Raw genomic sequence first — 13279 nt, 5'->3', positions numbered from 1 at the left:
CCCGCCTGCGATGATCGGTGCGGCCGGTACGCCCGGCCGATGTCACGCCGAACCGGGAGAATTCCGATGACCGATCCGCACCCCTTCATCGCCGGGCTGCCCAAGGCCGAGCTCCATGTCCACCACGTCGGGTCGGCCTCGCCCCGGATCGTCGCAGAGCTGGCCGCCCGCCACCCGGACTCCGAGGTCCCCACGGACCCGGAGGCGCTGGCCGACTACTTCACCTTCACCGACTTCGCGCACTTCATCGAGGTCTACCTCTCCGTGGTGGACCTGGTCCGCACCCCGGAGGACGTCCGGCTGCTCACCTTCGAGGTGGCGCGGGACATGGCCCGGCAGAACATCCGGTACGCCGAGCTGACCGTGACCCCGTACAGCTCGACCCGCCGGGGTATCCCCGAGGTCGGGTTCATGGAGGCCATCGAGGACGCGCGCAAGGCCGCCGAGGCCGAGCTGGGCGTGGTCCTGCGCTGGTGCTTCGACATCCCGGGCGAGGCCGGGCTCCAGGCGGCCGAGGAGACCGCCCGGCTCGCGGTGGAACGGCGGCCCGACGGGCTCGTCTCCTTCGGCCTCGGCGGGCCGGAGATCGGGGTGGAGCGCCCGCAGTTCAAGCCCTACTTCGACCGGGCCATCGCCGAGGGCCTGCACTCGGTGCCGCATGCCGGGGAGACCACCGGGCCGCAGACCGTCTGGGACGCGCTGACCGCGCTGCGCGCCGAGCGCATCGGCCACGGCACCAGCTCCGTACAGGACCCGAAGCTGCTGGAGCACCTGGCCGAGCACCGGATCGCCCTGGAGGTCTGCCCGACGTCGAACATCGCCACCCGCGCGGTCACCGACATCGAGCTCCACCCGATCCGCGAGATGGTGCAGGCGGGGGTGCTGGTGACGGTCAACAGCGACGACCCGCCGATGTTCGGCACCGACCTCAACAACGAGTACGCGGTGGCCGCGCGGCTGCTGGAGCTGGACGAGCGCGGTATCGCGGACCTCGCGAAGAACGCCGTGGAGGCCTCGTTCCTGGACCCGGCGGGCAAGCGGAAGCTGGCCGAGGGGATCGACACGTACACGGCGAACTGGCTCCGGACCCCCGGCCGCTGAACCCGGTCGTCACAATGGCCTCATGGCCAACACCGTCTCCCGCGTCACCGCCGTGGCACACCGCGGCGATCCGTACCTCGCCCGCGAGAACACCCTGCCCTCGATCCGCTCCGCCCTCGAACGGGGGGCGGACGCGGTCGAGATCGACGTACGGGTGACCCGCGACGGGGTGCCGGTCCTGCTGCACGACGCGACGCTTGAGCGGCTGTGGGGCCATGACCGGCGCGTGGACCGGATCGACCACGCGGAGCTGAAGGAGCTGACCGGCGGCGGGGTGCCCACGCTCCGCGAGGCGCTGCTCGCCGCCGGGGCGCACCGGGTGATGGTCGATCTGCCCGGCTCCACGGACGCCTCGGTGAAGAAGATCGTGGGGACGGTCCGCGAGTGCGGGGCGGGCGAGCGGGCGTACTACTGCGCGAACTCGGAGGCGATGCTGCGGGTGCGCGCCGCGGACCCGTCCGCCGAGATCGCCCTGACCTGGACCACGCTGGCCCCGCCGCGCCCGGAGCTGCTGGCCGCGGTGAAGCCGCGCTGGCTGAACTACCGCTTCGGCCTGATCAGCCGGGAGCTGACGGACCGGGCGCACCGGGACGGGCTGCTCGTCTCCGCGTGGACGGCCGACACGAAGCGCACCATGCGCAAGCTGATCGAGCGCGGCGTCGACTCGATCACCACCAACCGGATCGACACCCTCCACCGACTTATCGTCAACTCGCCCGGGCGCGGCGGTTCTTGATCGGTCCGGCATGATGGAGAGCCCGTAGAACACCACAGGAGCCCGCACCGCCCGCCGCCGCACTCAGCCCACGCCGCACGCGGGCCCCTCCGTCACCGAGGAGCCAGCCGTCATGGACCCCCGCCCGCAGACGACCACCGCCCGGATACGTTCCGACATCGCGCACAACGCGCGGGTGTGGAACTACTGGCTGGGCGGCAAGGACAACTACCCGGTGGACCGGGCGGTGGGCGACCGGGTCACCGGGATGTATCCGAGCATCGGTGAAGTGGCCCGCGCGGACCGGGCGTTCCTGGGCCGGGCGGTGCGCCATCTGGCGGGCGACGCGGGCGTCGACCAGTTCCTCGACATCGGCACCGGGCTGCCGACCGGGAACAACACCCATGAGATCGCCCAGCACACCGCGCCGCACTCCCGCATCGTCTATGTCGACAACGACCCGATCGTGCTGGCCCACGCCCGCGCCCTGCTGACCAGTTCGCTGGAGGGCGCGACCGAGTACATCGACGCGGACGCGCACCGCCCCGAGCAGATCCTGCGGGCCGCCCAGCCCACCCTGGACCTGGGCCGGCCGGTCGCGGTGATGATGCTCGGCATCCTGAACTTCGTGCTGGACACGGACGAGGCCCGCTCCATCGTGCGGACGCTGATGGCGGCGGTTCCCTCGGGCAGCCACCTGGTGCTGACCCACCCGACGCTGGAGCTGGGCGGCGAGGGCAACGAGGCGGCGATGCGCTTCTGGAACGAGAACGCCACCCCGCCGATCACCGCCCGCAGCCGCGAGGAGTTCGCCTCGTTCCTGGACGGACTGGAGATCCTGGAGCCGGGGATCGTCTCCTGCTCCCGCTGGCGGACGAACCCGCGGGAGCCGGAGGTCGCACAGTTCGGTGTGGTGGCCCGGAAGCCCTGAGGCTCAGGCGGTCACCGGGAGGGGCTCAGGCGCCCGCCGCGACCGGCGCCGGGTTCGCGGCGCCCGCCGCCCGCTCCAGCACCTCCAGCCGCTTGATCATGCGGCGGACGATCAGCAGCGGGATGACGCCGAAGACCCCGAACGACATGTCGATCACGCTCCACCAGAACGGAATGCCGCGGATCGGGCCGCAGATCAGGGCGAGCGGGATGATCCCGGCGCAGGCGATCATGCCGAACTCGATGACCCAGATGTTGCGGACCGGGTCGCGGTAGGGGCCGTAGAAGGCAACCGCGATGACCAGGTGGGCAAAGGCCAGCCAATCGGTGCCGTACAGCATGAAGGGCTGCTCGCGGTCGATGGTGTCGAGCCCTTCGCGGACCCGGGTGATCCACTCCATCAGACCGGGGAAGTGCTCGGGGACCGGGGAGGCGGAGGCGCTCAGCAGGTCCTCCGTCCAGCGGAGTTCGGTGACGAGCGGGAAGGCCGTGAGACCGCTCAGCACCAGACAGACGATGAAGAAGACCAGCCACCTGCGTATCCCCCGTGTGAGGGCCTGTCTTTCGCTCATATCCGCAGCGTACGCCCGTGTTTACCGCCCCTTTACGGCACCCCTGTTACCGCTTCACAAGCCGACGATGCCGTTCCACTTCTTGGCGAAGTCCATCCGTTCCTCGGAGGTGATGTCGCGGGCGATGGCGAGCCGTTCGCGCATCGCGTCGTCGGGGAAGATCAGGGGGTCCTCGGCGAGCGCGGCCGTCTCCTCGTCCCCGGAGGAGGCGAGGACATCACGGGCGGCAGGCACGGGGCAGACGTAGTTGACCCAGGCGGCGAGTTCGGCGGCGACCTCGGGTTCGTAGTAGTGGTCCACCAGCTTCTCCGCGTTGCGCTTGTGGCGGGCGAGGTTGGGGATCATCAGGGACTCGGCCCAGAGTTCGGCGCCCTCCTCGGGGACGACGAACTCGATGTCGGGGTTGTCGGCCTGGAGCTGGATGACGTCGCCGGAGTAGGCCTGGCAGGCGAGTACGTCGCCGGTGGCGAGGTCCTTGATGTAGTCGTTGCCGGTGAAGCGGCGGATGTGCTTCGAGCGGACCCGCTTCTCGACCTGTTCGCACATCGTGTGGAAGTCGTCGGCCGTCCAGCGGGTGATGTCGACGCCGTTGCCCTGCATCAGCAGCGCGAACGACTCGTCGAGCCCGGAGAGCAGGGTGACCCGGCCGCGCAGGTCGTCGGCCCACAGGTCGCCCGTGGACCGGATCTCGCGGCCGAGCTTCTTGCGGTTGTACGCGATGCCGGTGATGCCGGACTGCCAGGGGACGCTGTGGCGGCGCCCCTCGTCGAAGGCGGGGGTGCGCAGTTGGGGGTCGAGGTACTTGGCGACGTTGGGCTGTTTCGCCCGGTCCATCTCCTGGACCCAGCCGAGCCGGACGAAGCGGGCGGCCATCCAGTCGCTGATGACGATCAGGTCCCGGCCGGTCTGCTGGTGGTTCATCAGCGCGGGGCTGATCTTCCCGAAGAACTCGTCGTTGTCGTTGATCTCCTCGGTGTACGTGACGGAGATCCCGGTGCGCTGCGAGAAGGCGTCCAGGGTGGGGCGCTTCGACTCGTCCTCGTCGTCGGTGTCGATGTAGAGCGGCCAGTTGGCGAAGTGCAGGGTGTGGTCGGTGGCCGAACTGTCGTGTCCGGCCCGGTCCCCCGGCTCGACGAAGGCCGCGGGCACCCCGCAGCCGGCCAGGGTGGCACCGGCCGCTCCCGCCCCGAGGGCGCGCAGCAGGGAACGGCGGGACATGGGGTTCTTCCTGATCGCTCGCACCCGCGCAGAATGCCGGTCGGCGCTCGCGCGGACAATGGACCAAGCGTCCAGCCGGGCGGGTCCGCCCCGCACACCTTGTCCAGACACGCCTGCGGCCCCGGGCCGGAGCCCGGGGCCGCAGGACCGCGACGGTGATGCGCGGATCAGTCCTCGATGGACGTCATCACGTGCTTGATGCGGGTGTAGTCCTCGAAGCCGTACGCGGAAAGGTCCTTGCCGTAGCCGGACTTCTTGAACCCGCCGTGCGGCATCTCGGCGACCAGCGGGATGTGGGTGTTGATCCACACGCAGCCGAAGTCGAGGTTCTTGGACATGCGCATGGCGCGGGCGTGGTTCTGCGTCCAGACCGAGGAGGCGAGCGCGTACTCGACGCCGTTGGCGTACGTGACGGCCTGGTCCTCGTCGGTGAAGGACTGGACGGTGATGACGGGGCCGAAGACCTCGTTCTGGATGATCTCGTCGTCCTGCTTCAGGCCGGAGACGACGGTCGGGGCGTAGAAGTAGCCCTTGTCGCCGACCCGGTGGCCGCCCGCCTCGACCTTGGCGTGGGCGGGGAGCCGCTCGATGAAGCCGCTGACCTGCTTCAGCTGGTTGGCGTTGTTGAGCGGGCCGTACGCCACGTCCTCGTCGTCCGGCTGCCCGGTCTTCGTGTCGGCGGCGGCCTTGGCGAGCGCGGTGACGAACTCGTCGTGGATCGACTCGTGGACCAGGACGCGGGTGGCGGCCGTACAGTCCTGGCCCGCGTTGAAGAAGCCCGCCTCGGAGACGCCCGAGACCGTCTTGGCGATGTCGGCGTCCTCGAAGACCACGACGGGCGCCTTGCCGCCGAGCTCCAGGTGGACGCGCTTGACGTCCTTGGCGGCGGACTCCGCGACCTGCATGCCGGCCCGTACCGAACCGGTGATGGAGGCCATCGCCGGGGTCGGGTGCTCGACCATGGCACGGCCGGTGTCCCGGTCGCCGCACAGGACGTTGAAGACGCCCTTGGGCAGGATCTGCCCGATGATCTCGGCCATGAGGACCGTCGACGCCGGGGTGGTGTCGGACGGCTTGATGACGACCGTGTTGCCCGCGGCGAGCGCCGGGGCGAACTTCCACACGGCCATCATCATCGGGTAGTTCCACGGCGCGACCTGGGCGCAGACGCCGACCGGCTCGCGGCGGATGATGGAGGTCAGGCCCTCCATGTACTCGCCGGCCGAGCGGCCCTCCAGCAGCCGGGCGGCCCCCGCGAAGAAGCGGATCTGGTCCACCATCGGCGGGATCTCTTCACTGCGGGTGAGGCCCAGCGGCTTGCCGGTGTTCTCCGACTCTGCGGCGATGAGGTCCTCGGCCCGCTCCTCGAAGGCGTCCGCGATCTTGAGCAGGGCCTTCTGGCGCTCGGCGGGCGTGGTGTCACGCCAGGCGGGGAAGGCCGCCGCTGCGGCCTCCATGGCGGCATCGACGTCGGCCTGGCCCGAGAGCGGCGAGGTTGCGTAGACCTCTTCCGTCACCGGGCTGACCACATCGATGGTCCGCCCGTCCGCGGCGTCCCGGAACTCTCCGTTGATGTAGTTGCGCAGACGGCGCACCTCGGTGGTCACAACCACCCCTCCTGTCGGCTGTCCGATGGGTGAGACATCCACCCTAATCGCTTGGGCGACGCTTTCGACATACCCAACCGCCCCCAACTTCGGATTCAGTCGGTTCCGAGCACTCACTCAACGAATTTCATCGCTCTGGGGTTGCGAGACAGACGAGGAGCGGTGCATGGTGGGTGCGTGGCCAGTCGCAGCGCAGACTCCAGGACAGGGAACGGATCACCATCGGCGGTCGATGCCGTCTCCCTCGCAATCATCGAGCAGCTCCAGGAGGACGGACGGCGTCCGTACGCCGCGATCGGCAAGGCCGTGGGCCTTTCCGAAGCGGCCGTGCGCCAACGCGTCCAGAAGCTGCTGGACCAGGGCGTGATGCAGATCGTGGCCGTCACGGACCCGCTCACCGTGGGATTCCGGCGCCAGGCGATGGTCGGCATCAACGTCGAGGGCGACCTCGATCCGGTGGCCGAAGCCCTGTCGGCCATGGCCGAGTGCGAGTACGTGGTCATGACCGCGGGCTCCTTCGACCTGATGGTGGAGGTCGTCTGCGAGGACGACGACCACCTGCTGGAGACGATCAACAAACGCATCCGGACCCTTCCCGGCGTGCGCTCCACCGAGAGTTTCGTTTACCTGAAGCTCAAGAAGCAGACCTATATGTGGGGAACCCGATAGCCGTGAGCAAGGACCTCAGCCGAACCGCGTACGACCACCTGTGGATGCACTTCACCCGCATGTCGGACTACGAGAACGCGCCCGTTCCCACCATCGTGCGTGGCGAGGGAACGTACATCTTCGACGACAAGGGCAAGCGCTACCTGGACGGCCTCTCCGGCCTGTTCGTGGTCAACGCCGGTCACGGTCGTCACGAGCTCGCCGAGACGGCGTACAAGCAGGGCCAGGAGCTCGCCTTCTTCCCGGTGTGGTCCTACGCCCACCCGAAGGCCGTCGAGCTGGCCGAGCGGCTCGCCGACTACGCCCCGGGCGACCTCAACAAGGTCTTCTTCACCACGGGTGGCGGCGAGGCCGTCGAGACCGCCTGGAAGCTGGCCAAGCAGTACTTCAAGCTCAAGGGCCAGCCGACCAAGTACAAGGTCATCTCGCGTGCGGTCGCCTACCACGGCACCCCGCAGGGCGCGCTGTCCATCACCGGCCTCCCGGCCCTGAAGGCCCCCTTCGAGCCGCTGGTCCCCGGCGCGCACAAGGTGCCGAACACCAACATCTACCGCGCCCCGCTCTTCGGCGACGACCCCGAGGCCTTCGGCCGCTGGGCCGCCGACCAGATCGAGCAGGAGATCCTCTTCGAGGGCCCCGAGACCGTCGCGGCCGTCTTCCTGGAGCCCGTGCAGAACGCGGGCGGCTGCTTCCCGCCGCCGCCCGGCTACTTCCAGCGGGTCCGCGAGATCTGCGACAAGTACGACGTGCTGCTCGTCTCCGACGAGGTCATCTGCGCCTTCGGCCGGCTCGGCACGATCTTCGCCTGCGACAAGTTCGGTTACGTACCGGACATGATCACCTGCGCGAAGGGCATGACCTCGGGCTACTCCCCGATCGGCGCCTGCATCGTCTCGGACCGGATCGCGGAGCCGTTCTACCAGGGCGGCAACACCTTCCTGCACGGCTACACCTTCGGCGGCCACCCGGTCTCCGCGGCCGTGGGCCTCGCCAACCTCGACATCTTCGAGCGCGAGAACCTCAACCAGCACGTCCTCGACAACGAGAACGCCTTCCTGACCACGCTCCAGAAGCTGCACGACCTGCCGATCGTCGGCGACGTCCGCGGCAACGGGTACTTCTACGGCATCGAGCTGGTGAAGGACAAGGCGACCAAGGAGACGTTCACCGACGAGGAGACCGAGCGCGTCCTGTACGGCTTCCTCTCCAAGGCGCTGTTCGAGAACGGCCTCTACTGCCGGGCCGACGACCGAGGCGACCCGGTCATCCAGCTCGCCCCTCCGCTGATCTCCGACCAGTCCACGTTCGACGAGATCGAGGGCATCCTGCGGGCCGTCCTCACGGAGGCCTGGACGAAGCTCTGACCTCCGCCAGGTCCCCCGGCCGACAGCCGCCCAGCGGTCATTTCATCGGTCCACGCGGCCCGGATACACCCCTTCGAGTGACAAGGGGGTATCCGGGCCGCGTGCCGTGCTCCCGGACCGGTCCGACTATCTACGGTGCCCAGTGACCGATCGGCCGCGTCTTCGTTCCCCCGTACGGGGGACGGGAAATCTGACCTGAACCGAGGTGTACGCCATGGTGGCCCCGCCGGACAACGACGTGATCTGGGCGCGCTCACTGCACCACTCCCACAACGGATCGCCCGGTCTCGGCGGTGTCTCCATCGGCGTCCGGGACGCGGAGATCCTCGCCGTGACCGGCCCGCGCGGCAGCGGCAAGACGACGCTGCTGCACTGCCTCTCGGGCAGGCTCGTGCCCCAGGAGGGCGAGGTCTGGTTCAACAGCGTCCCCGTCCACACCATGGCCCCCCGGGTCCGCGAACAGCTGCGCCGGGAGCGTTTCGGCTGGATCTCCGCCGATCCCGAGCTGGTCCCGGAGCTGACCGTCTGGGAGAACACCGCGCTGCCCCTGCTGCTGCGCGGCGTCTCGCACCGGGCCGCCAGGAAGGCCGCCACCGAGTGGCTGGAGCGCCTGGACGTCGCCGCGTTCGCCAAGAAGCGGCCGCACGCCCTGCTCCAGGCACAGCGCCAGCGGATCTCCGTGGCCCGCGCCCTGTGCGGCGCACCGACCGTGATCTTCGCGGACGAGCCCACCGCGACCCTGCACCGCGCGGACCGCGCCCAGGTGCTGCGCACCTTCACCACGGCGGCCCGCTCGCACGGCATCACCGTCGTGCTGGCCACCCATGACGCGGAGGTCGCGGCGCTCGCCGACCGGACCGTGCCCATGCTCGACGGCCGCTGCGTCGCCACCGTCACCCTGCCCTCGAAACCGGAAGCGGAGGGCCGCGCGGCGTGCTCGCTCTCCGTCTAGCCCGCGGTTCCCATCCCCTCGTCCTGGTCCGGCGGCTGCTGGTGGCCGCCGCGTCGGCCGGTGTCGGATTCCTCCTTCTGTGCGCCCTCGGGTACGCCGCCGGGCACCCCGCGTCCGCAGGTTCGGTGCTGAGGCTGCTGTGGTGCTTCGTGCCGCTGGCCGCCACCGTGCAGTTCGCCGTGGCGGTGGCCCGGACCGACCCGAGCACCCGGCCCCGGCCGGGCCTCTCCTCGCTGGGCCTCGGCCCGGTCCGGCTCTCGGCGCTGGCCGCGGTCTCCACGGCCGTGTCGACCACGCTCGGCTCCGTCGTGGCGCTGCTCTTCTTCCTGCATCTGCGCGGCGATCTGACCGGGATGCCGTTCGACGGGGGCGCGGCGGAGTTCCTCGGCGCGGGCACTCCGCTGCCGCTGGCCGCCGCCCTGATGCTGCTGGCGCTCGTGCCGGTGGCCGCGTCGACGGCGAGCGCGCTGGCCCTTCGGTCGCGGCCCGACCCGGCACGGGACACCTTCGGCTCCGAGGAGCTGCCGGAACCCGCGCCGGCCCCGGCCGGGCTCCCCTGGGGCGTGGCGCTGACGGCGGCCGGACTCGCGGTCGAGGCGATCGCCTCACGGGGTGCGGCGGGGAACGCGTTCCCGCTGCCCGGACGGTACGACTCCACCCCGGTGGCGGTGCTGGTCGGGTGGACGCTGACCGCGGTCGGCCTGGCGATGGCCGGGCCGAGCCTCACCTATCTGTGCGGCCGTGCGCTTCAGGCGGTGCGCCCCGGGGCCGTACGGCTGCTGGCGGGCCGGGTCCTGATGGACGAGGCGCGGCGGATCGGCCGCCCGCTCGGGATCGTCTGCGCGGTGGTGTCCGCCGCGGTCGCCGCTTCGGCGCTGTACGGGGGCGACGACCGCCCGTACGGTCCGCTCACCGCGCTCGGGGCGGTGCTGGTCCTCGGCTGTACGACGGCGACGCTGCTGACCTCGGCGCTGGAGGCCAAGCACGCCCGGGCCCATACGGCCGAGGCGCTGCTCAGGATGGGCGCTCCGGCGGCCACGCTGCGCCGGGCGACGCTGCTGCGGGCGGGTGCGCTGCTGGCCCTGTTCGCCCCGCTGACCTGGGTGATCGCCCAGCTCGCGGCGCTTCCGCTGGCGTAGCCGGACGCCTCAGGGGTGGGTGGCGAGGCGGTCGGCGAGCGCGTCGAAGAAGGCCTCCCAGCCGTCCTCGGCCGCCGCGTACTGCTCGGGGGTGAGGTTCCCGCCGCGCTGCTGGAAGGCCAGTTCGGTCCGGCCGCCCCCGAGGTCGCTGAAGGTGACGGTCACGGTCTCGCCCTCGGCGTCCTCGGGGGCGGAGCCGTCCTTCAGCGTGAAGACCAGCCCGTCGGGTTCGCTGACCTCGCGGTAGACCCCGTGGAAGGGCATCTCGACGCCCGGCATCACGATGACCAGGCGCCACGAGCCCCCGGGCCGTACGTCCATCGCCACCCGGTCCAGCGGGACGTCCGCCTCGCCCCCGTACCAGGCGGCGAAGTCCTCCGGTGACGTCCAGGCCGCGAAGACCCGCTGCTGCGGGGCGTCGAGGACGCGGGTGAGGTCGATGCCCTCTCGGGTGCCACCGGTCATGGTCACGGTCCTTGTCACTGTCGCTGTCGGTGCCGTACGGCGTACGGGTACGGGGTCCGGACCTCCAGCTTGCCGGGCCCGGGGCGCGCTGTCGCGGCGTACGGCACGCGCTCCGGCGGCGTGGTCAGGGCCGCAGCAGCCCGGCCAGGGTCGCGTACGCCCCGTCCCACCCCCACGCCTCGCGGACCCACGCCCGACCCCTCTCCCCCATCGCCGCGGCCGCCGCCGGGTCCCGCAGCAGCGCGACGAGCCGGTCCGCGACGGCGGCCGTGTCCCGTCCGTCGACCACGTACCCCGTCTCCCCGTCCCGTACGGTGTCCGGCGCGCCGCCCGAGTCGCCGACGAGGACCGGCAGCCCGGCGGCCGCCGCCTCCAGGAAGACGATGCCGAGCCCCTCCACCTCCAGGCCGCGTCTGCGGGTGCGGCAGGGCATGGCGAAGACGTCGGCGGCCGCGTAGTGCTCCGGCATCTCCGGGTGCGGGCGTCCGCCGGCGAGGACCACCGCGTGCGCGACCCCGGTGTCGGCGGCGAGCCGGTGCAGGGTCCGGGCGTACGGTCCGTCGCCGGTCAGCAGGAGTACGGCGTCGGGCACCGCGCGCAGGACGGCGGGGAGGGCGCGGATCAGGGTGTCCTGCCCCTTGCGCGGGACGAGCCGCGCCGCGCAGAGGATCACCGGCCGCGCGCCGAGCCCGTACAGCTCGCGGACGCGGTTCACCGGAGTCCGTACGGCGCCGCGCGCCCCGTCCCGTACTCCGTCGCGCGCCCGTTCCCGTACGGCATCGCGCGCCCCGGGCCGTACGGCGAAGGCCTCCGCGTCCACGCCCGGTGCCAGTCGCACCATGCGGCGGGCGGCGGCCGGGCCGAGCGCGGCGGCGATGGGCGTACGGGTCGCCGCGCCCAGGTAGGTCACCGCGTCCGTACGCTCCCCGATCCGCCGCAGCAGGGCCCGGGCCCCCGGGGTCCGGGCCCACCACACCTCGTGCCCGTGCGTCGTGGCGACGGCCCGCCGCACCCCGCTCTCCCGGCGCAGCCGGTCCGCCATCAGCCCGAGCGGGGCGGCGGCCCCGAACCAGACGCTGTCGCAGCCGTGGCGGCGGGCGAGTCCGGCGGCACGGGCGGCGACCCGAGGGACGGGGAGCAGCATCCGGGCCGGGTCGCGGACCACGGGGTAGGGCAGGGCCGCGTCATGGGCGGCGGCCCCGGGTTCGGCGGAGGTGTAGACGACGACGGAGTCCGCGGGGAACCGGTCGGTCATCGCCCGGACGAAGGTCTCGATGCCGCCCTGGCGCGGCGGGAAGTCGTTGGTCACCACGAGGGTGCGGCGGCCGGTCATCGGGACACCTGCTTCCGTACGCGGAGGAACAAGAGGTGCCCGGGTGTCTCCCCGACCGCCGCCCACACCGCGAGGACCAGCGGGTGCACCAGATAGCCGAAGCGGCTCGCGGGCATGAACGCGATGGCCAGGAGCAGCCCGAGGGCGAGCCTCGTCGCCGCGTCCGCTGTGGTCGCCGGAGGCCGGAGGAGGAGGGAGAGGGCGAGGAGAAGCGCGCTCACCCCGAGCAGCAGGAGGGCGAGCGTGCGGCCGCCGGGGACGTGGGTGGCCAGCAGATGGCCGGGGAGCGGGCTCGCGGCGGACGAGACCGCGTCGGTCAGCCCGAGCGGGAAGTCGACGACATGGGCCCGGAAGGCGGCCGGGTCGCGCAGCACTGCGGGCAGGACGAGGGCGGCGGCGGTGAGCAGGGCGACAAGCCCGCAGCGCCAGGCGGCGCGTTCGGCCGGGCCGCGGCACTCCCCACGATCCGCCGATCGGGAGGCCGCCGCCTGCAGGGCCAGGGCCACCGGAATCGCGGGCCAGGCCGTCCACTTGAGGGCGGCGGCCGCACCGAGCGCCAGCCCGGACGCGCCCGCTCGTCCCCGCCCGGCGAGGGCGAGGCCGAGGCACATCAGCCCGGCCACCGGCAGATCGACGCCCCCGACCGCGAGCGGCAGCGCGACCAGCGGGCAGGCGGCGATCCACCGCAGCGGCCCGCTCCGTGACCCGGCCGGAAGGGCGAGCGCGAACGCGGCGAGGAACGCCGCGCCCATCCACAGCCGGGGGTCGGTGAGCGGACCGGGCCCGGCCACGGCCTCCGGCAGCCCGAAGACGGCCATGCCCGGGAGATACGGGTTGAAGTCCTCCGGCACCAGCGGCCGTTGGAGGTACGGCGTCCCCTCGGCGAGCAGCAGTCCGGCCGACCGCGCGACCACTCGCACCTCCAACTGGGCCCGTTCCACGGCGAGAAGCCACATCAGGGGCAGCAGCACCGCTCCGGTGATGGCGACCGCGCCGGCCGCACGGGGGCTCCGCCCGCGTACGGCGAGCAGCGCGGCGGCCAGGTAGCCGAGCGCGGCGGCGGTGCCCCAGACGCGGTGCGGGCCGAGCGAGGAGCAGGCGGCGAGCCCCAGGGCGGCGGCCGAGCACACCGCCCACCAGAGGGCGCCGTAGGGGATCGGTGGCGGCTTTCTGCGCTGGTCAGGAGGGGTGAGGGGCGTGGTCGTTGCCATGGA

General features: G+C 71.8%; 13 protein-coding genes. 7 read left to right on the top strand and 6 right to left on the bottom strand.

Features of this window, described 5'->3' with window-relative positions; all coding sequences use genetic code 11:
* Positions 1-66: 66 nt before the first annotated feature.
* From IE140_RS31900 to IE140_RS31890, 3 genes are all read left to right on the top strand, one after another.
* Positions 67-1101: an adenosine deaminase gene (locus IE140_RS31900; protein WP_150194319.1), complete on the top strand. Its 1035-nt coding sequence runs from the start codon at positions 67-69 to the stop codon at positions 1099-1101.
* A 22-nt stretch (positions 1102-1123) separates the two neighbouring features.
* Positions 1124-1837 carry a glycerophosphodiester phosphodiesterase gene (locus IE140_RS31895; RefSeq protein ID WP_093442678.1) on the top strand — a complete coding sequence of 238 codons (714 nt, stop codon included), beginning with the start codon at positions 1124-1126 and terminating at the stop codon, positions 1835-1837.
* A gap of 112 nt (positions 1838-1949) precedes the next feature.
* Complete coding sequence (locus tag IE140_RS31890) at positions 1950-2747, top strand: SAM-dependent methyltransferase (RefSeq protein ID WP_150194321.1); 798 nt, start codon at positions 1950-1952, stop codon at positions 2745-2747.
* A gap of 25 nt (positions 2748-2772) precedes the next feature.
* On the opposite strand, the gene IE140_RS31885 is transcribed toward IE140_RS31890, so the two are convergent.
* The 3 genes from IE140_RS31885 to IE140_RS31875 form a co-directional block, all read right to left on the bottom strand.
* Positions 2773-3318, bottom strand: a complete 546-nt coding sequence (locus IE140_RS31885) for a hypothetical protein (protein WP_189460923.1) — start codon at positions 3316-3318, stop codon at positions 2773-2775.
* Positions 3319-3372: 54 nt separating this feature from the next.
* The gene (locus IE140_RS31880) at positions 3373-4536 is read right to left on the bottom strand and encodes a polyamine ABC transporter substrate-binding protein (RefSeq protein WP_150194323.1); all 1164 of its coding nucleotides are present in this window, start codon (positions 4534-4536) and stop codon (positions 3373-3375) included.
* 167 nt (positions 4537-4703) lie between these two features.
* Positions 4704-6143: a gamma-aminobutyraldehyde dehydrogenase gene (locus IE140_RS31875; protein ID WP_030810218.1), complete on the bottom strand. Its 1440-nt coding sequence runs from the start codon at positions 6141-6143 to the stop codon at positions 4704-4706.
* 177 nt (positions 6144-6320) lie between these two features.
* Between IE140_RS31875 and IE140_RS31870 the strand changes: the two genes are divergently transcribed.
* From IE140_RS31870 to IE140_RS31855, 4 genes are all read left to right on the top strand, one after another.
* Positions 6321-6812 carry an Lrp/AsnC family transcriptional regulator gene (locus IE140_RS31870; protein WP_030587953.1) on the top strand — a complete coding sequence of 164 codons (492 nt, stop codon included), beginning with the start codon at positions 6321-6323 and terminating at the stop codon, positions 6810-6812.
* Positions 6797-8176, top strand: coding sequence for an aspartate aminotransferase family protein (locus tag IE140_RS31865; protein WP_030715690.1), 1380 nt, complete (start codon positions 6797-6799; stop codon positions 8174-8176). Before IE140_RS31870 ends, IE140_RS31865 begins: the two co-directional genes overlap by 16 nt.
* 214 nt (positions 8177-8390) lie before the next feature.
* Entirely contained in the window at positions 8391-9128 is a 738-nt protein-coding gene (locus IE140_RS31860; RefSeq protein ID WP_093809829.1) for an ABC transporter ATP-binding protein, read from the top strand.
* Positions 9110-10267: a hypothetical protein gene (locus tag IE140_RS31855; RefSeq protein ID WP_032782269.1), complete on the top strand. Its 1158-nt coding sequence runs from the start codon at positions 9110-9112 to the stop codon at positions 10265-10267. Before IE140_RS31860 ends, IE140_RS31855 begins: the two co-directional genes overlap by 19 nt.
* Before the next feature lie 9 nt (positions 10268-10276).
* Here the strand turns inward: IE140_RS31855 and IE140_RS31850 are convergent, their stop codons facing one another.
* The 3 genes from IE140_RS31850 to IE140_RS31840 form a co-directional block, all read right to left on the bottom strand.
* Complete coding sequence (locus tag IE140_RS31850) at positions 10277-10732, bottom strand: SRPBCC family protein (protein ID WP_006127928.1); 456 nt, start codon at positions 10730-10732, stop codon at positions 10277-10279.
* A gap of 124 nt (positions 10733-10856) precedes the next feature.
* Entirely contained in the window at positions 10857-12065 is a 1209-nt protein-coding gene (locus IE140_RS31845; protein ID WP_189460921.1) for a glycosyltransferase family 4 protein, read from the bottom strand.
* Entirely contained in the window at positions 12062-13276 is a 1215-nt protein-coding gene (locus tag IE140_RS31840) for a hypothetical protein (protein ID WP_150194325.1), read from the bottom strand. Before IE140_RS31840 ends, IE140_RS31845 begins: the two co-directional genes overlap by 4 nt.
* Positions 13277-13279 lie beyond the last annotated feature (3 nt).

It is taken from the genome of Streptomyces parvus, from assembly GCF_014648875.1.
In the GTDB taxonomy this organism is placed as follows: domain Bacteria; phylum Actinomycetota; class Actinomycetes; order Streptomycetales; family Streptomycetaceae; genus Streptomyces; species Streptomyces parvus.
This window is presented reverse-complemented; position numbering and strand designations above follow the sequence as displayed.